Origin of the sequence: Mucilaginibacter sp. Bleaf8, assembly GCF_018390515.1 — a bacterium.
In the GTDB taxonomy this organism is placed as follows: Bacteria; Bacteroidota; Bacteroidia; order Sphingobacteriales; family Sphingobacteriaceae; genus Mucilaginibacter.
Window position 1 is genome coordinate 676,485 of the sequence record NZ_JAHBBK010000002.1, and the last position, 18,284, is coordinate 694,768.

Annotated in this window: 18 protein-coding genes; 1 reads left to right on the forward strand and 17 read right to left on the reverse strand. The window is 49.7% G+C overall.

Going from position 1 to position 18,284, the window contains the following annotated elements:
• Positions 1 to 29: 29 nt before the first annotated feature.
• The 17 genes from KHS38_RS11695 to KHS38_RS11775 form a co-directional block, all read right to left on the reverse strand.
• Entirely contained in the window at positions 30 to 470 is a 441-nt protein-coding gene (locus KHS38_RS11695) for a hypothetical protein (RefSeq protein ID WP_213488727.1), read from the reverse strand.
• Entirely contained in the window at positions 457 to 4,323 is a 3,867-nt protein-coding gene (locus KHS38_RS11700) for a phage tail tape measure protein (protein WP_213488728.1), read from the reverse strand. The genes KHS38_RS11695 and KHS38_RS11700 overlap by 14 nt, the downstream gene beginning before the upstream one ends.
• Before the next feature lie 48 nt (positions 4,324 to 4,371).
• Positions 4,372 to 6,438, reverse strand: a complete 2,067-nt coding sequence (locus tag KHS38_RS11705) for a hypothetical protein (RefSeq protein ID WP_213488729.1) — start codon at positions 6,436 to 6,438, stop codon at positions 4,372 to 4,374.
• 287 nt (positions 6,439 to 6,725) lie between these two features.
• The gene (locus tag KHS38_RS11710; RefSeq protein ID WP_213488730.1) at positions 6,726 to 6,911 is read right to left on the reverse strand and encodes a hypothetical protein; all 186 of its coding nucleotides are present in this window, start codon (positions 6,909 to 6,911) and stop codon (positions 6,726 to 6,728) included.
• The gene (locus KHS38_RS11715; protein ID WP_213488731.1) at positions 6,904 to 8,277 is read right to left on the reverse strand and encodes a hypothetical protein; all 1,374 of its coding nucleotides are present in this window, start codon (positions 8,275 to 8,277) and stop codon (positions 6,904 to 6,906) included. Before KHS38_RS11715 ends, KHS38_RS11710 begins: the two co-directional genes overlap by 8 nt.
• Complete coding sequence (locus KHS38_RS11720) at positions 8,270 to 8,554, reverse strand: hypothetical protein (RefSeq protein WP_213488732.1); 285 nt, start codon at positions 8,552 to 8,554, stop codon at positions 8,270 to 8,272. The genes KHS38_RS11715 and KHS38_RS11720 overlap by 8 nt, the downstream gene beginning before the upstream one ends.
• Entirely contained in the window at positions 8,554 to 9,840 is a 1,287-nt protein-coding gene (locus KHS38_RS11725; RefSeq protein WP_213488733.1) for a hypothetical protein, read from the reverse strand. Before KHS38_RS11725 ends, KHS38_RS11720 begins: the two co-directional genes overlap by 1 nt.
• A gap of 2 nt (positions 9,841 to 9,842) precedes the next feature.
• The gene (locus KHS38_RS11730) at positions 9,843 to 12,566 is read right to left on the reverse strand and encodes a hypothetical protein (protein WP_213488734.1); all 2,724 of its coding nucleotides are present in this window, start codon (positions 12,564 to 12,566) and stop codon (positions 9,843 to 9,845) included.
• A gap of 45 nt (positions 12,567 to 12,611) precedes the next feature.
• Complete coding sequence (locus KHS38_RS11735; protein WP_213488735.1) at positions 12,612 to 13,106, reverse strand: hypothetical protein; 495 nt, start codon at positions 13,104 to 13,106, stop codon at positions 12,612 to 12,614.
• Positions 13,103 to 13,927 carry a hypothetical protein gene (locus tag KHS38_RS11740; RefSeq protein WP_213488736.1) on the reverse strand — a complete coding sequence of 275 codons (825 nt, stop codon included), beginning with the start codon at positions 13,925 to 13,927 and terminating at the stop codon, positions 13,103 to 13,105. Before KHS38_RS11740 ends, KHS38_RS11735 begins: the two co-directional genes overlap by 4 nt.
• Positions 13,924 to 14,454 (reverse strand): hypothetical protein, encoded by a 531-nt coding sequence (locus KHS38_RS11745; protein WP_213488737.1) that lies wholly within the window; start codon positions 14,452 to 14,454, stop codon positions 13,924 to 13,926. Before KHS38_RS11745 ends, KHS38_RS11740 begins: the two co-directional genes overlap by 4 nt.
• Before the next feature lie 2 nt (positions 14,455 to 14,456).
• On the reverse strand, positions 14,457 to 14,645 hold the full coding sequence (locus KHS38_RS11750) for a hypothetical protein (RefSeq protein WP_213488738.1): 189 nt from the start codon (positions 14,643 to 14,645) through the stop codon (positions 14,457 to 14,459).
• The gene (locus KHS38_RS11755; protein WP_213488739.1) at positions 14,642 to 14,923 is read right to left on the reverse strand and encodes a hypothetical protein; all 282 of its coding nucleotides are present in this window, start codon (positions 14,921 to 14,923) and stop codon (positions 14,642 to 14,644) included. Before KHS38_RS11755 ends, KHS38_RS11750 begins: the two co-directional genes overlap by 4 nt.
• A 2-nt stretch (positions 14,924 to 14,925) precedes the next feature.
• Complete coding sequence (locus KHS38_RS11760; RefSeq protein WP_213488740.1) at positions 14,926 to 15,378, reverse strand: CHAP domain-containing protein; 453 nt, start codon at positions 15,376 to 15,378, stop codon at positions 14,926 to 14,928.
• A complete protein-coding gene (locus KHS38_RS11765) occupies positions 15,375 to 16,355 on the reverse strand; it encodes a DUF6712 family protein (RefSeq protein ID WP_213488741.1) in 981 nt (326 codons plus the stop codon). Before KHS38_RS11765 ends, KHS38_RS11760 begins: the two co-directional genes overlap by 4 nt.
• Positions 16,355 to 17,713, reverse strand: coding sequence for a hypothetical protein (locus KHS38_RS11770; protein ID WP_213488742.1), 1,359 nt, complete (start codon positions 17,711 to 17,713; stop codon positions 16,355 to 16,357). Before KHS38_RS11770 ends, KHS38_RS11765 begins: the two co-directional genes overlap by 1 nt.
• Entirely contained in the window at positions 17,710 to 17,982 is a 273-nt protein-coding gene (locus KHS38_RS11775; protein WP_213488743.1) for a hypothetical protein, read from the reverse strand. The genes KHS38_RS11770 and KHS38_RS11775 overlap by 4 nt, the downstream gene beginning before the upstream one ends.
• A gap of 98 nt (positions 17,983 to 18,080) precedes the next feature.
• Here KHS38_RS11775 and KHS38_RS11780 point away from each other — a divergent pair, with 98 nt between their 5' ends.
• Entirely contained in the window at positions 18,081 to 18,284 is a 204-nt protein-coding gene (locus KHS38_RS11780; RefSeq protein WP_213488744.1) for a hypothetical protein, read from the forward strand.

Below are 18,284 nucleotides of genomic sequence, written 5' to 3' on the forward strand. Positions count from 1 at the left end.
CTTATATCAACTTAGCCAGCATTATCCATCTACTTAATCTGTATTTGCTTTACAGCAGCATCAGCTTTAAAGCCGGCAACAATATCCGCCAGCTTTGGTACCTCTTCCTCCAGTACCGGGTTCAGCCACTCTTCGGCTTGCCGCTCACCAGTATTCATTTTGCCGAATGAGTTGGGATTGGTTCGTTTACGCTCACCGTTGGGCCCGATCCAGCTGGAGCCTTTCGTACCGCCATGTCCTTTACCCGCACCTTTGTGCACGAATACCAAGTGGCGGTCAAAGATGAAACCGCCCTGGTCAACCTCACCGTATTTGGATTTAGTTTTATACTTCAGCCGGTCAAGGCTGTCACCACTTCGGTTGGCACTGGTGACAAGGCGCATATACCGGCCTTTAATTTTACGGTAGGTGGTTCCAAACCACCCCTTGACCGCATTGTTCTGGGCGTTTAAGTTATCAGGCGTTGACATTATCTAAAATCTCCTGCATTTTTTCTTCGTTCTTTTTGAATATCCTGTTGCTGAACGTCAGCTTCATGTTGGCCACTGCATGGCGGGTCATGCGCATCTCGTCAACTAATGGCGAGAGGTCAACGGGTGGAGGAGCTGGCGCTGCCGGCGTTTGAACGGTTACCGGCTGTTGAACCTTTTTTACCGCATTGCTAAAGCCACCGGCTTCGAAGCGGCGCACACCGCGGTTAGCTTCCATTGCCCCAACGAAATCGGAGATCACCGGGTCCTTCAGCTGCTCACTGCTCACAATGTATTCGGTTTTGAATTTCTCACCTGCAGTATACTCACGGCCGCTCGCGCTGTTTTTAAACAGGGTAGGGCTGCGCACCCAGCCTTGTGGCTTCTTATAATCAACGGACGAATAACCACCGTCCTCATACTGCGGCGGTTTCTCTTTGCCAATCTTTACCACCTGAACAGCGGTAGCTGCTGCAACGGCAGCGGCATTTATGAGGTTGAACGGCCAGGGCGAAGAGGCCAGTGCCATAGTAACGGCTAGCGCTCCGTTGATAATAGCCTGTGTACGCTTTGCCGCCTGATCCGCTTTCCAGGCTTTGAGCTTGATCTGGGCGGCCTGCTTATCGTACTTATCTTCAATGGCCTGCTTTTGCGCTTCGGTCAGGTTTTTATTTTGCAGTTCTTTTTCTTTACGCTTGTCGAGCGAGGCGAGCTGTGCATCTGTTTCGGCTCGGCGGTTATTCGCTCCAACTTCAAAGAAAGCATCTGATATAGCACGGGTCGTTTCATAAGCTGCCTGTTCGATAGCCTGTTTTACTTCCTTGTCCTTTTCCTTTTCATATTGTGCCGTTTCATTTTTTCGGTTCTTTTCTATTACGCCAAGAGCCTCTTGAAACTTTTCCTCTAAGTCTTTCCGCTTTTCAAAGTTCCTCTTAAGAGCGTCAATCTGATCATCATACTTTTTATTGATCCGGGCAAGCTCAATCTTATCCTTGTCGGAGGCGGACACCACCCCTTGCTGCTTCAGCTCTTCAATCGTATCCTGCAGGCGTTTTTCTTCCCGAATCTTCGCGTCGGCAATTTCTTTTGCGCGGTTTTCTTCCAAGTACATCCACTCCTCCAAGTCGAGGGCGTTTTCCTGCTGTTCATCATAAAAGGCATTGATGCGGACGCTTTCTTTCTGTAGTTCGGTTTCGTGGGCGTTAGCCAGCGACCGGCGAAGCGCCAGCACTTTATCGGTCAGCTCTTTTTCCTGCCGAAAAATGATGTTGTTAACGGCCTGCGCCTGATCGGCTTCCAGCTTTTCAATGTTCTCATTAGTCGTTGCAGCCTGTGCCTTGCTAACACCTTTTTGCAGCAGGAACGCTTTTTCCTTATCAATCAGCTTTTGGTACTTATCAGAAGCGGCCTTGATCTCACGGGAATTAGCGGCCATCGCCTCTTCGCTCGATTTACCATACAGCTCCTTTACTTCTTTCTGAAGCTGGTTAAACTGCCGTTTCGCTTTTTTAACAGGATCTTCTTCTTTACCACCGCCACCTATACCGGTATCGATACTAATCTCCTTTAAGCGTTTGCGGATAGCCACCATCTCAGTAGCTACCTTGTTATATTCCTCGGTACCACGCTTTAACTGAGCGATGGCTTTCGTGTCTTTGGCTAGCTGCTCTTCCAGCTGATCTTTGGTTGAATTCTTCAGATCGAAGCCGGCACTACCACCATTTTCGGTATCTGTGATTAAATTCTTTTTGATGTCTTCACCAAAGTTGGCCTTGAGCGCCTCCATCTGCTGGTCTATCAATTGGAGCGCTTCTTCCTTATTGAAATTTTTAGTTCTATCCAAATATCCCTGGCCATCCTGAAAAGTAATATCCCTGGCTATTACACCTACCCATTGTGCAACATTCAGGTCTTTACCCTCCCGCATGACGGTTTGGCGTTGCTTCTGAAGTTCCTTCATCTGCTCAAAGGCTGCTTCCGCGTTGGCCCGTCGTTCCAACTGGCGTATATATCCTGCGATAGCGTCCGTTGCTTTTAAGGCAAGCACCTGTTCATCTGAATAGGATTTTAAATGTTCCGGCATTATCTCCCGAAGCCTTGCCACTGCCTGAAGCTTTTCATACCTTGTTGCTGTTTCACTTTTGAGGATAGCCTGCAACTGCTCAACTTTGGTCTTTTCATCGATGATCTTATCGGCTCCTTCCTGGTGAACCTTGTTCATCATTTCCTGAACCTTGACTGCATTGTTGACCTCGGATTTAAACAATACCAGGGCAGTGATCACAGCGGCAATACTGGCCACAATTAACCCGATCGGGTTGGCGCCGGCTACCACGTTGAACGCGGCCATCTCGGTTTTGGCCAGTGCCCATTCACCACGCATCAGGGCGACTACTACTTTCTGCGCAGCCGTGGCCAGCGTGACCAATTTTGTATAGGCCTCGGTTGCCTTGAGCGTGGCGATCCAGTCTTTTTGCAGCAGTATCGTGATACCGAGTACGGCATTGTAAGCGCCATACGCCACGGCACCCACGATGACCAGTTTAGTAACGGCCGAAATAAAGCCCATAGCTTTGTTCAGTCCGTCAATAAAGGCGGAAGTAGCTTTAACCAGGGCGATCAGGAAGGTGGTCAGATTGGAGTTTGAAGTAAGCGCGTTGAACTTCTTACCGAGCTTTTCCAGCGTAGCCGCAAAGTTGTTGTTCTTAACGTTGTATTCGTTCGTCAGTGAGATACCCTCATCAAACGAGCTTTTAGCCATCTTTTGCCGTTCCTGCAAAAGCTCCAGGTTATTAGTCAAAAGGCCCAGCGCTGCCGTCGCCCTGGCACCCTCTTCACCGATCATGCCCATGCTTTCGGCCATAGCGCCGATACCTTCACCGGATGATTTTAAATTCTTCAGTACCGCGATCAGCGCCTGGTTGCCATCCGTGGCCAGTAGCTTGCTGAACTCAGCAACACTCAAACCCGCAACCTTGGCAAACTTCGGAATATCCTTACCCAGCCCCATTACGAACTGGCTGATGGCGGTGGACGCGGCTTCAGCCGGTTGGCCCAGCTCGTCCATGGTCGCCGCTAAACCGAGAATATCCTGAATGCTGATTTTGGCCTGCGGTGCGATACCACCGAGCCGTTTGGTAAATTCTACTATGTAACCCTCATTGGCCGTACCGGCTGCGCCCAGGTCATTGATGGCCGAACCGGTTTTAAGCAGGGCCTGCTCCAGTCCGTAGGCATCTTTGATCTTAAAGATTTCTGTCAGTTTACCCAGGTCATTGATAGCGCCTTCGGCATTGCCCAAATCTTTGCCCAGGGCAACGTTGATCTGGTCAGCTGCTTTAACAAATCCCAGGACGTTTTCCTCACCGGTAATACCGAGTTTACCGGCCACTTCGGCCAAACTGCTGAGTTCCGCCCGGGACGAGCGGGTGTCGATCTGTTTAAATGAAGATTGCAGCCTTTTGACAGCTGCTTCGCTCATGCCGGTGGTTTTCTGGATATCGGCAATGCTATCGGCCAGCTTTGCATTCTGGCTGATGATGTTGCGGAACTGGTCGGTAACGAACTGAAAGCCGAGAAAGCCGGTAGCCAGTACACCCAGTTTACCGATCTCGGTTTTCAGCCAGCCAAAGGCGCCGCCAACGCCGCGTATATCGTTCTGAACGTCCTGCAGCACGCGGTTGACCTGCCGGAGTTCCATCATTTTCCGCTTAAACTCTTCGGTGCCCGGAATGAGTTGGGCCAGCTGGTTACGTAGTTTTCGCGAACCTGCTTCCAGGTTCTTTAAGGTCATGTCGGCCTCACTGCCATTGATGAAAATGGAGACTCGCCTTACTTCTTCTCTTGATGCCATTGACCCGAAATTGCCACCGGATCAGGCCGAAAAAAACGACAGGTACTTTCAGGAAATCACGTGGTAATCAGGACCCGGATGCAGTTCGTAATACTTGTTCCAGTAGTCTTTGGAGCTTTTGTAGTATACAGTTTGGTCAATGCCTAAGTCTTCCATCACCTGGTGACTGGTGCCGCTGGCGTACACCGTAAACGGCTTATCCACGTAGTTCCGCGAATTAGCGCCACGGTATTTATAAAACATATTGATGGGCAGGTTGCTGACGTTGCGGGGCTTGGTGCATTCCGGGTCACTGAAAAAGTCAAGGTAACCGTTCACGTACCTGGACAGTATGATGATCTGGTTAATGACCCGGATCTTCTCTTCCTTGTACACGTCCATGCGAAGCTTCACATAGATTTCGCCCGGGTTCTCAATCTCGCCCGGCTGGAACTCAACAAACTGTTTTACATCAGATGCCGCCTGGTTGTAGATCGGGTACACCAGCAGCTTGGCGCCAATGCGGTCATCATAAAGGTCAACCGTCTCGAAGCTGATCTGACTGAGCATGGCCGGCATGAGCGCCTGTGTAGGCGTTGTCCAGGTTAGTTTGCGCAATGGCGAAAGCTTGAACAGCAGCTCCGGAGGCAAAAAGGCGGTCAGCTCCACCTGCTCCGTGCGCAGGTAGAACAAGATCCATTCTTTTAAAAACTCGTTGATCATGCCGCGCCGGGTACCCAGCCAAAGGGAAATCTGGTTTTCCGTTTCCTGTCCGAAACTGTTCAGGTTGTCGCTGGAGGCATAGGGGTATTGCTGGTAGGCCGAATCGTACTGCATACCGTGGTAGGCCAGTAAGCGGAGGTCAAACGCATTTTTATAATAGCCCTGCTCATTGTAGGCCTCGCTGGAGGCGGCTTGCGCAGTGAAGCCGTTACCGAGCATGCGCACGCGCGGGATGCGCCAGGTATTGTTGGTTTCCCGCCTCGGTTCCTGTGTGCTGGACATAAAGGTGGTACCGATAAAACTTTCGAGTTTCTGCGGTTCGGTATTGTCTCCGATGAAGTAGCTGTTCACATAGCTGAAGGCGCTGAATAGGTCATCCTTTTCATCGATCGGCTGCACGAGCTCGTAACCGGTGGCCACATATTGTTTGATGGTATAACCTGGTTCCGTGTAACCGGTTATATCCACGGCTTCAGGCGAAGCGGCAATACGGGGCGAATAGGTAAAGATTGCTTTGCGCTCCTTGCCATCAAAATATATACCCAGCTTAAAAGTGGAGCGCAGTTTCTTGATGAAATCCGCAATCTTGATGCTTGGCAGGTGCCGGGCAGGTGCCAGCTTGCAGCCATCGGTGGCAAAAATGTCGTTCATTCCGATAAAGCCGGTATTGAAGATAACGAGGTTAGCGGTACGAGGATCAAGAAAGAAATCACCGGTGGGCTCAAAGCCCAGGTAAAGGCAAAGTTTTTTAATCACCCAGTGCAGGTAGTAGAACGGCACATAAAAGTGTGTCCGGGCGTTCGCACCATCGTAGGCCATAGGCGCAAAGCCACGGTCAGGCGTGTGATAGTTGAACAGGTCAACACTGGAGTCATAGTCCAGGCTACCCGAATCGGGCGAAGTACCGCCCAGCATCAGGTCATTTTTAAAAGGAAAAAACACGCAGCTGCCTTTTCCCGGATTTTGCGCCCGGTCGTTCAGGGTGTTCAGTACCTCCAGGCGGCTGCTGCCGAGCAGGTCATACACGTGATCCACAAAGCTGCCGGCATTCGTATTAATAAAAATATCGGTCAGCAACTTTTCTTTGATGATCTTGGCGAATTCCGCGTTGTCGATCTTGCAGTAAAAACTATAACCTTCCGGCGTTACGTCAAAGGAAAGTTTGGCCTGCTTCCAGGGCTGGCCGAATATCTCGATAGTAACCATCGACTCACCTCTGGCCGAGCGGTTCTCTACCAGGCACGCATTTTTTAAGAGGTCGTTGTTTTTCTCGCTAAATGGTGCCCGGACAGGGTAGGAGTACGAGCCGTTGAATTCGGCTTCATCGTTAAAGATAGTTGAAATGTATTCAATGGTGATGGCTTCACCGTTTTCCAACTCCAGGTACTGGCCGTCTTTTATTAATTTTATCATTTATGATATAAAACTTATAAGAATATTTTTTAACTTCATTTAATCCCACTTATAAGCTCAAATAGGGCTTTCGTCATAGTATTTTTTGAACCTCACAAAAGCCTGCGGCGAGCGCGGGCTTTTGCATGTTATGTTATCACTATTATTTTTTACAGAAAATAATCTAAACTTAATGTGCCTTAACAGGTTGATTACTACGAGTAGTTTAACAAATGGACATTATGTAAGAGCCGTTCAAGTTTATTTTAGCCGATACAAAACCCGCATAGTCTGCGGGTTTTTTTTGTTTAGCGGTAATGCACAATTTTGATGGCGCTGCCTGTTTGAATTGATGGCAGCGCCACACTTATTCCTTTGAAGCCGATCAGCGGCTCCATCGTTTGCTTCTTATTGGTGGTTATGGTAAGTCCCTTAAAACCCTTCAGCGGCTCAAGGAACTGTGCGGGTTTGGCTACGACGGTTATACTAAACATAGTTGTTAGTTAAGGTTACCCGAATTTGGATCCAAACGGCTGATACCGGTGAAAGGCTGGCATTCTTGTTGAATGATGCGCTGCCGTTACCAAAGCCCATCGTATCAAACAGCGGCTGCGTGTTCCATTCAAAACGAAGGAAACTACCCGGTGCTACAATCGGCGTTACTGTCCAGTCAACATCTGAACCAGGCATCGTATCATTATCAGTCCAGCGCATTTCATATGATAACCGGTCGGGATTGCCGCCGCCATTGGCAGCGCTGCCGGCATAGATATTCGCATCAGGTACGTTGTTATTGGTGGCCGAACCGCCTGGCTGGCTTTTATTAAACCCTAAAAAGCCGTTGTACTGCATCAGCTGAATGGCTGCGGGGTTTAATGAAATACGCATCGGTGCGGAAGTTATAGTGCCGGATGCCTTTCCCTGTGCTAAAACCAAATCTGTACCGCTCATCACTAGGTCGGGGTTCTGTCCATCACTCCGGCTGATCACGGCGTTTGGCTCCAGCCATTGCGGCGCAACCCCGGCCACGAAGGGCACACCGTAACTCGTGCCGCCTATATTGAGCGTTCCGTCACTATTGCCGGCACCTATGTGCGGACTATCAGCTTGCAGGGTAAAATCATATTTAGCCGGGTTATTGAACTTTGGCGGCAGGTTAATGCAATTCAGGAAGTAGCCTGGATAATCAGCTTTGAAATCAGCGAGGGACTTGTAAGTGCCGTTCGTACCGTTTCGCAGCATACCCATAATGTTGTTGTAGTCCACGTTTCCCACGCTGGTCACGGTTTCCATTGCCATCGTTATTGTACAGTTCCCATTGAAGTAGGTAGCTTTGAAGTTGTTTAACCCACCCGGAAAACTGCAATCAAGAAAAATTGAGCTTATTGAGGTCGGCCTGCTGGCAATCGTTGCGCCAATTATCAGGCAATTACTAATGCTTGCACCAACGATGCCAGGCGAAACATTAGGGCAATTTCGGATTATACAGTTATTTATCCCGTTTCTAAATGCAATGGCAGCATAATTTTCAAAGTTGCAGCCGTAGACCGTACAGCCGGGAGAAACGCTCAAAGAAAAAGTGTTAACACCGTTACCGCGAAAGGTTACCTGCCCGTCAGCAACCATTTGTGAACCCTGTGCCATTTTATTACTGGAATTTACCGCTTCTTCATAAACACCGGCACCAATAATAATATATACAGCTGTAGCTGCTGATAAAGCGGCAATAGCAGCCATAACGCCGGAGATAGTTGCTTTGGGTGTATCAGGTGTTAAGCCATCATTGCTGTCACTGCCTGCTTTACTTACGTAATAGGCTAAGAGGCCAGCCGGTACAATTGCTCTGAAAGTATTAGCCATCGATAGTTGTTGTTAAAGTGTAAAAGATATTGTCAAGCCCGGCCCATTCTTTAGAAGTGGGCAGCTCATTGTACACATACTGCACATTTAAAAAGTAATTGCCCATAGCATACACCTGCGTCAATGTACGGTGATAGCCGTTGAGCGTTGGTTCAGTACTTTCGTTAATGGGATTTTCCCACATGGCCGTGTAAGCCAGTTCCTGCGCTTCGGGTTGTTGTGCGTAAAGCGGTAAGTCGGTATCCCAGATGATACCTTTTGCTAATTCGTAAATCATTAGGGTAAAAGTTTGATGTTAACACCTGCAAGGGCCATATTCGGCGCATAAGTAATACGCCAGCGCACCCAGGTACCAGCCGGTATTTTAATATTTTTTGATCCATCAACAGGCAATGGCAAGGTTGGCGTGATGTAACTGGTACCATTATCTATGCTATATTGAAATGAAGAGACATTGAACAGGTTAATTGCGCTGATAATGCCTTGCTCTTCATAAAGTTCCGGCCATTCTTTATTCGGGAAACTATATCCTATAGTATAACTCTTGTTTAATGATTGCTGAACCGCTTGTTTGAAGTCACTGATGGTACTGGCTGCCTGCGTACCGGTATGGTTTGCCCGGTTCTTCGCATCGTCAAATGCTGTTTTCAGCGCCGGGTTATCGGCAGGCTGGCCAGTTACCTGGGCAAAGGTTGAAGACTGAGCGGCCGCACCTTGCAGGTAGAAGGCGGCATTCGGGCCATACACCAACGTATATATGCCGGGCTGCAAATCACCGGCTGATAGGCTTGTGCCGTTATTCTTGTAAATCTGAACCGATGCCAGGCCGTTCAATGTGATCTGCGTGTTAACGGCGTTATTAGCGTTTTGCACACGGACAATAACAGGTTGGCCAACCGTGTAACCGGTTATGGCGGGCGTAAGCGTACCGGAATAGACGTTCGTCGTGGCGTTATAGGTTAACACCACATAGTTACTCAGATCAGTAAGGTTACGGATAGTTCCGGTACCATCAATAAACTGCAGGTTAGTTCCGGTACCGATGGGTACGGTTTTGCCTTTATGCTGCAAACCATTCTGCAAGATCTTGAAGATATCCTGATAACGGCCGTTATCGTTTTTGCGAAATAGCCAGCCGTTACCGTCGTTCAGATCATTGAGCCACTCAAAGATGTAAAGATTGTCTTCTTCATTGGTACCTTGCGCAAACTGATCATGCCGGTCACCGGTGTTTGGGTCAGCTGACCATTTGGGCGTAGTATTGGTACCGTTGTTCAGATATACCTGGCCTCGAATGGTACCACCAGACGAGCTGATCACATCGAACTTTTTGGTAAGTGCACTGTCGCTTAGATCAGAAGGGTGCCAAATGTATTCAACTACTTTATTGTTTTCGAGTATTCCGATTGTTTGGCCTGAGCGCCTCCAGAGCGGCACACCGGCAATGGCCGAGGCTTTGTCGATCCAGGCGATATCGCCACCGCCATAATACCAGTCAATGTTACCGGCTACTGTTCTTTTATATGCGCCAGCGTTTTGTACTGCTGCTGCGTTATCTGCCATTGTTAATTATTCGTAAGGGTAAATACATGATCGTGTGAGCTGTCATAAGTACCGGATTGTGACTTCACATAAAGTTTAAAGCCGAATACCGGGCTACCACCGGCATCATTGACGCTGAAATTGCTATCGAGCAGCTGGTACTCGGTCGTGATATCGTTATTGGTGGTGGTGTCCATCACTTTGGCAACCTTTTTACCTGGTGCGATAATTACCGCCCATCGGGTGAGCGTGATGCCGGTAGCTACGGTAAAGGTGTTAGCGGTACTCCAGGCCGAGTTACCGAGGCGACCTTCGGCTGCGGTTGCCGGGTTAGCGCCGACCGCTGACCAGAAATGTTTATACAGACCGGTAAACGATGCGCTGACCTTATCCGAGATACCGGCCTGCATAGCGCCACCGAAATTATTGCCCTTGCTGTCTTTCGGCTGCGGCCCGGCATTGTAAATCACATCGGCCTTAAAGCTGTTAGCGCCCGGCAGTACCATATAGTTTTGCTTTTGATAGTTAGTTCCGCCAACAATCTGGAAGCCGGATTCATCTGCATTCCAGAAACGGTAGCCGGTGGCCTCACCAACTATCGGCATATCTACGCCGCCCGGCCATGTGGCCTGTATTTTTCCACGGTCGAAATTGAATACCAGGTCAACGGTTAGTACGGTGCCCACTTCAATCTGTGCCGGTTCCTGATGGGATAGCGAAAACTTAGGCAAATTCAAAATCGGGTAATAAACCTTGTAGGCGAAAGCTTTCATGGCCTGTGTGAAGTTGGTGCCCTTGGCCAGCGTTGCACCTTGTGTTACGGCACCGACCTGTATATCAAAGGTGATGTCTTCGGCCAGAACGCCACCGGTATCAATCGCCTGCTGCAACTGGATGAGCAAATCCTGCATTTCTGCAATGGGCATATACCGGTCATCATGGTTATGATTTACATCAGCTTTCTGCTTGAGCTGCAAAATGACTTCCTGAATATCTTCGCGCTCCTGGATACTCATGGCGCTCAGCTGGGAATTGATCAGGGCAATGAAATCATCAACCTGCGTGATGTTGTAGGTTTCCGTTTTGCGGTAATACCGGCTATCGTATTTATCAGCCGGCTCATCATCGGCAGGCGGCCCGCCACCTACTATGATCGGGAAGTACAGCGCTGCCGGTGCATCGTCCTTATCATCGAAGGTGTACATCTGCTCTTTGAACAGAAATCCCATTTCAAAAGTGAGCGCGGTCAGATCATCACCATCCTTGAACTCGCTGATCTCTTTGGATGCCAGGGTAACGGGGTAGGCCCGGCCCTTGCGGATCAGGAACTTGTCGCGGCTCAAAAACAGATCCTTAAACTGTCGGATATCGCGTTTGGTACGATAGCCTGTGGTAATGGTTTCCGTGTTGGTCAGCGAGTTGGAATAATCGACCTGCTCACCGTTCATGAGCTGAAACGCGCCTACACGGGTCACGTTGGCCTGCTGCTTCACCAGTTCATAGGCAGCGCTGGCTTTGCCATACGTTATTTGCGTATCGTAAGTGCCCCAGCTGCTCAGGTACAGGTAATACCGGGTGTAGGGCTTATAGTCGCCATCCAGCCAGTAAGTTTTAATTTCCGATACCGTCGCGCCCTGCTCGTCCACCAGGTAGACTTCATATTTGTACAACTGCTTATCGCCGGCAACCAGGTTCAGGTTATTCTGCGCGTAACCTACCGGAAAGGTCAGCTTGGTGTATTTCGGTACGGCAGGAAAGGCAGCGCCCGGCAGGTTCAGCGTACTATCATCAGTGAAATACATTTTGGTGGCCAGCTGCAGCTGGGCGTAGCCCTGGCTGAAGGTAACCACCGATAGGAATTCCGGCTGCTCCGGGCGAATGTATTTTTCCTGCGGTTCCTGCTTTAAGAAACGGAGTTTGCCCTGGGAAGTGAATGATTCCGGAAAAGCGAACTCTTCCAGCAGCTCGTTGCTGATACCGCCCAACAGGGAATAGAAAGTTTCCGTTTTGTTAAGCTTACGGATCACCTGCGTATCGCCATACACCTCGGCATACTGCAGGTAGTATTTCCGGAGGGAAAGTATGTCACGCTTCGCGATGGCGTTTTTCAAGCTTGGCCGGTCATAGCCATCGGCCAGTAAAGCGCCGGTTAGGTGCAGGCTCAGGTCGATAGCTGCTTCACCTGTTATGCCCGGCTCCAGGTAGGCCTCGGACTTCTTGTCGTAACCGCTACCGGTTGCGTTCTCTACCCATAGCTCATAATACAGCCGGAAGTTTTTATTCAGCACCTCATCAGCGCCGGACTGCATTGTATAAACATAACAGTTATAATCAGACCGGTCGGACTGGAGGTTGAACGCGGTACCGGGCGACTTGGCCGTAAACTTTACGTAACGGGTACCACCGCCCACCGTATCTGTGGTAATATCAAAATCGCGGTTCAGGTAAAAGTTAGCGTTGAGGTCCTTAGCGGCCTGGATGATCAGCGCGTCATGGTTTTCGTTGCCTGATATCTTGGTGATCTGGTAACCGCTGTCATCCGGAACGGTAGTGACGCGCATCGGCAGCTTCTGATTGCCGTAGGTAAGCGTAAAGGGAATATCCTGATCATCGGTGATGTTCAGGTATAAATAAGCGAGGCAAACAGCGCCATTATAGGAGCGCTGGGCATCGCTTTTAAAGCGAAATATGTTTGGATTGCGGGAAAAGGAAATTTCCTTGGGCGTGCTGATTAACCGTATTGCCATAGCACGAAATTGCAGCGATAGCCGCAACAAAAAAACGACAGCGATTTATGCGCTCCAGCGCTCCGGTTTTACCCAGTGTTCAAAGTAATCCTGCAGGTTGAACATACAGATGTAGCCGTAACGGTCATCCGCAATGGGGCCGACCGGCGCCATATGGAAACTGTCGAGATCAACCATGCAAAGCTTCGTCATCCGGTCGGCAATGACCTGGCTAATAAAATCATTTGCGATTTCTTCGCACTGGCTTTGTCCTTGGATTACTTCCTTTGGTGATGACCGGCTAACTTTTTTCAATACCAGGAATACGATGGTTTTACCCCAGATAAAGCTTTCCTGCTTCACCGGCAGCATGGTTTTCTCGTAAGGCAGCAGCACCATCACCAGTTCACGCTCGCAGGCCTTGATGAGGTTCTCGGCGCTGTCTTCTTCGGTGTTAGCAGCGGTAAAACAGGATTGACTGTCATCATCCGGAACGTGCTGCAGCTCGTGATGGCGGATAGCGTAATTTTCGAAATAGGTAAAAATTTCAAACAGCGTCATATGTCGTATTGGGATTTGAGCTGGTCCATTTTGTCTTTGTTGCGGTCCAGCGAAAATAGAATGTAGGTCAGCCAGTCATCTTCCAGTTTCTCCGGGCCTCCGAATTTGGGATCACCGCGCAGATCATCGTACACATCCAGCCAGCTGCCGTTCGCCTCGCCACCATCAGCCGGCTGCTTTAGCTTTTCGTAAGGCGCGAACAGCTGATACCGGCAGGAGCAGAACCAGACATAAATGCCCTGGAGCGTTGGTGCGTCCAACTTTTCCAGCATGGCCATGCGGCTATCTACCAGCTGCTCGTTAAATTTTTCGCGCCGGTCGCCGCGGTAAGTGGCATGACCGGGCTTATACTCGTTACCTTCACCTGCAGGCCGGTACAAACAGGCGGCTAAACCGCGCATACTTTCGAGGGTTTCATCTTCCGGTACGTTTTGCGCATAGGTATTTGCCGTACACCATTCTGCAAAACGCAGGTTTTCCATACCATCAGCAGGGCCGATCAGCACCTGTTTACCAATCTTGATTTCCGGTTGATGGTTAACCGTCAGATCAAGCTGATTGAACACCCACTCGACCAGTTTCACCAGCTCGTACATTTCCTCCGGAAGCAGCTGCTCGATCACGCGCCAGTGATGCCAGGTCAAAAGCACGAACGCCCGGACAAACTTATCATGTTCGGACATTTTTTTATCCGTGGCCATGTACAGGCTCGCTAAATGCGGATAATCGGCTGCCGGCACTTCGTTCCAGCTTTCAGGCAGGTGGATGTCGGCAATCTCCAGCTTACCGTTGATCTCTAATTTGATAACCAGGTTCTTCATTTCCTCAAATGTAGAAAAAGGAGTCTGCCGATTATTAGACAGCTAATAACGGCTACGATCCATAGGAAACCGCTGTTCGGCTTCGTATCTGTGGTGGTATTAATTGCTGTTTTCTTCAGTTCCGTTTTGGCTTCCTTGCTACCGGTGACGGTCAGGCCTTTTTTCTCCAGTACGGTTTTATCGACCTTCAGATGCTGCTCAGTGGCTTTGGCCGTCGCTTTTGCCCGGAGCGTTTTGGTGGCCGGGTTGTAATCCAGCTCCAGGCGCACACGGCCGGAATCAACCACTACCGAAAAGGGGCGGTATTGGTCCATTTGCATGAGCCGCTCTACCACCTGCTCGGGCTGGTGCAGCACACTGTCGGCCATTTCGCGCGTAAGTGTGTAACCGGTATCCACCAGGTGAAACGCGGACCGGGTTTCACTTATGGAATCTGTTTTTACTTTCTCCTTTGTTTTGACCTTGTTCCTGAACAGGCTGCAGCTGGAAAGTACAACAATCAATATCAACGCTATTCTGAACTGCATAGTTATCGGGTTTTATGGGTGATAGCTTTTCCCAATGAATCAGCGCTACGGTTCAAACGATCGGCAGCGCTGGCCAGCTCGGCAACGGAGTTGCGGAAAATGGCATCCTGCGTTGATTCCTTGTGTTTACGGGTAGTACCTGAGCCGCTTGCTGCAACAAGCAGCAAAGCGGCAATACAAAACTTCTTCATGGTTGGGTTCCTTTCTGTTGAATGGTAGTGGCCACGGAGTCCACTTTGGTTGCGACCTGGTTAAGGTGGTCTACGGGCGGCTTCAGGTAATTGATCAGCTTGTCGTACAGCTCGCGTTGCAGCGACTGCTTTTCATCCTCCAGTTCAAATACCTTTCTTAATAAGTAGATGTTGGAAATGATCAGCATACCCAAAATGGCGGTAATCAACCCGGAACGCATCCTTGCGGTCACGAAACCGAAGGTGGCCAGCTCTTTTTCATTGGGTGATGCTGCCATAATTAAACTTCGATGTAGCCTAAAATGGTTCCGGCCTTCCGTGTTCTGCGGCAAACCTTGATCCCTTCGCGGCTGCCGTCATCGTTGGTGTTACCTTCGATGGTGTGGATGATGTTACCTTCCACGCGCTCCACAAAACCGGTATGGCCGGTGCCTTTGCCGAAATCCATGATAAAGATGGAACCCGGTGCGGGCGTTTTCGTGCGTTTACATAAGGTTCCGTTCCACTGCTTCAGCACGCCACCGGTTTTTAAAAGCGGATTGCGTACACCCAGCTGCGTGCCGGCAGTGTTCACGCACCAAACCACGAAGGCCATGCACCAGGGGTTACCTTTGTTCAGGCCTACGGCTTTCAGGTATTTTTCAACCTCCGGCCCGTCATTGTTACCGGTTTTCTCATGGACACCCAATTGGGTTAAAGCAACTGCAATAGTTGCCATACTTAATTTACTCATACTGCTACAAATGATTTGTCTTGACTATTTTGGATTTTGAATAGGGGCGAGTCGGTATCCGGCGCCTGGAAGTCCGGATATTCAGTTGGGTTGCGTGCCAGCTCGTCGGCCAGCTCCTTCAGGTACTTGGAGCCCTGCTCCCGTAATTGCTGGGCTACTTCGCGGAGCTTGTCGAGTGGCGCGGCCTGTTTTTGCTGACTGTTACTGTTATCCTGGATGGCGTTGACGGTGACGCCGAAGTCACTCACGTCAACTGCTTTTTCTATCACGGCGTAGGAAATGGTCAGGAGCGCCAGCGCTGGCCGGATATATTCATCCAGCAACACCTGGTAGTTTTCGTCCACGTTACCGGTAAGCAGCTGCGCTTTGATCTTCCGGAACAGGTCAACGCCAAGTGCCGGCTTCAGGTCAAAGCGCTCCACGCGCTGCAGGATATACAGCACAGACAGGAAAGTGTACCTGGAATTACGGATGTTGAAATACTGCGAAAACTCGACGCCGGAGCTGATAAAGTACTTCTTGTAAGTTTGGTAGGCGGTGCTGCCGTACCATTCCGGGTAAGCTTCCGGCTTACTTTCCATCAGGGCGAGCAGGTCATCCAGCGCATCAAAGCCGGCACGTACATAGCTATCCTTTAAAGCAATCTCCTGGTACTGGAAAGCCGACTTGATCTTTTCCGTTTCGTTCCTGCGGGCGCCATTTTCATCAATAGTTAGCGCGGTACGTGTTACGGCCATCGACATAGCCAGATTGGCCAGCGCTTCCTGCGTAATATCAGCCAGCGCCTGCAGGTCTTCCGTCATTTGCGACGGGTCAGCAATTGCAGCTGCAAGCCGGGCGTATTGCGCACCGCCTAAAACGGCCAGGAGGTACCGGCGTTCTGCTGTACGGATAGAAGGAGAGAAGTAACTGAATTTCGCGGTCGGGTTAATCTCGATGTATTTGGCGAGGTCAGCGGTATTACGGATGATCTTCATTAGCTTACGGTTTTAGATGTTCCTTTGCCCTGATCCAGTGTGGTGAGTACCTGGTCGATGGTGCGCAGCTCGATATCCGGGTCGTACCCGTTGTATTCGCGCACGAATGGCCACCAGCTGTAAATGGTGTCCCGTTCACCCTGGGAAGAAGCGATCAGCGTTAGCCAGGCTTCGCGGATATTGGAGCCGCCATTGTTACCCATGCCGCCGCTCGGAGAGTCCAGGCCGAAGATGGCCGGGTTGATGCCGATGGCAAAAAGGATCTGGGCAGCAGCAGCCGTATCAACGCCTGTCCAGGAATCGTACTTCATTTTGTCATCCAGCGGAACGATCTCCCAGCCGGTCTCCTTGCCGGTTATGCGGTCAACGGTATAATGGCTGATGAATGCTTTCATCTGGTTATCCTGACCGCTAAGGAAATCGTTGATTTCTTGCAGCTTATCTCCTACGATCTTATCCCGTTCTTTATCTGAAAGCTTTTTAAAATTCGGATACAAAGTTTCCCAGTAGCTCAGCGGAATACGGATGTGATATTTGATGGACATCACATTTTTGATCATCGATTTTACGATGGCCGGTATGCTGTTGGAGTTCGCGAGGGTACCGTTTTTGCGTAATGCCTCCTGTATGGTTACCGCATAGTAATCGTTCAGGATATCATAGCTCTGGATGGGGTAAACGTATTTGTACTGGTTGTCGTAGCGGATGCGGTCAACCTCCAGCGCATACAGGTAGCTGTCAATGGCCGCCAGCTCTTCATATTGCCCTTCGCTCGGATTCGGCCAGTTGGCGGAACGGAAAACCTTATCAATGCGGCCTTTTTGTTCATCGAAAGGCGCAAAGCGGAATTTGGAGGCCTTGTCATGTACCACCATTGAGATCTTGCTGCGGTCCGGATTAAGCAGGAATATCGGGAAGATCATGCTGAGCCACACGAAATCGGTAATCGCCCGGCTACGGAAAGCGTTGATGTTACTACGTGTTAAAAACTGGTTGATTTCCGGATCACTGACAATCTCGACCACTTCCTTCTGGGCACCATCATCAAAGCCTTTGACCTTGCAAGCTACGACACGTTTGCCATAAAGCATGTCACCTTTGAGCTTCAGGCCTCGGGATGCGATACCGTTCAAACGGAAATCAGCAGCAGCTTCTACCGGGTAGTTGTTTGTCGGGCCCCACGGCACCCAACGGGTCGCCGCTCTGGCTTCAACCACATTGGGCGCCACATGGCCTGCAGGTTGTTTCGGCTGATCAGCTGGCGCACCGAAGCTGGAGGCGCTCATCACGAGCGGACTGCCTTTGATATAACCAGATACCGGCAGGCCTTCGTTATTGTATTTAATTAGGGTACTCATGGGGTTACTTGCATGTTATTGATCTCGTAGATCAGGCGCAGGTGTACCGGTGTCACCTTGCCGGTCGCATCTTTAAAGCCGCGCATCTCGTGGTCCTTGCAATGGAAGGGCAGGCCACACTTTTGCACGTTCTCCAGCTTTACCCATTCACCACCGGTTTTTTTGGTGCGGTTACACTTGAGGTAGACGAGCGAGCCGATCACAGCGCCGCCCTTATGGTCTGCAGCATCGATCAGTTTGAGCAGGTCACTATAAAAGATGGTTGTCATTTACTGCGAAATTGCAGCAGGAGAGAGTGGATAAAAACGACAGGCAATTCAGGTGTTTTTACCGTTGTGTAAATACAACGTTTATACTATATTTGAATATGGATGGACTAACCACGAAGGAAGCTTTCAAAAAGTTAATTGACGAAAGAGGCTTCCATAAAAAGATACCAGGCTTATCCGAGTCGACCGGCCGTTCTTTAAGAAAATACTTTAATGACGGAAAAATTACTATTGATCGGATGGAAGAAATACTTCTAAAAGCTGGGTTTAATGTGATACAGGAAAAACTTTGGGGTAATTAA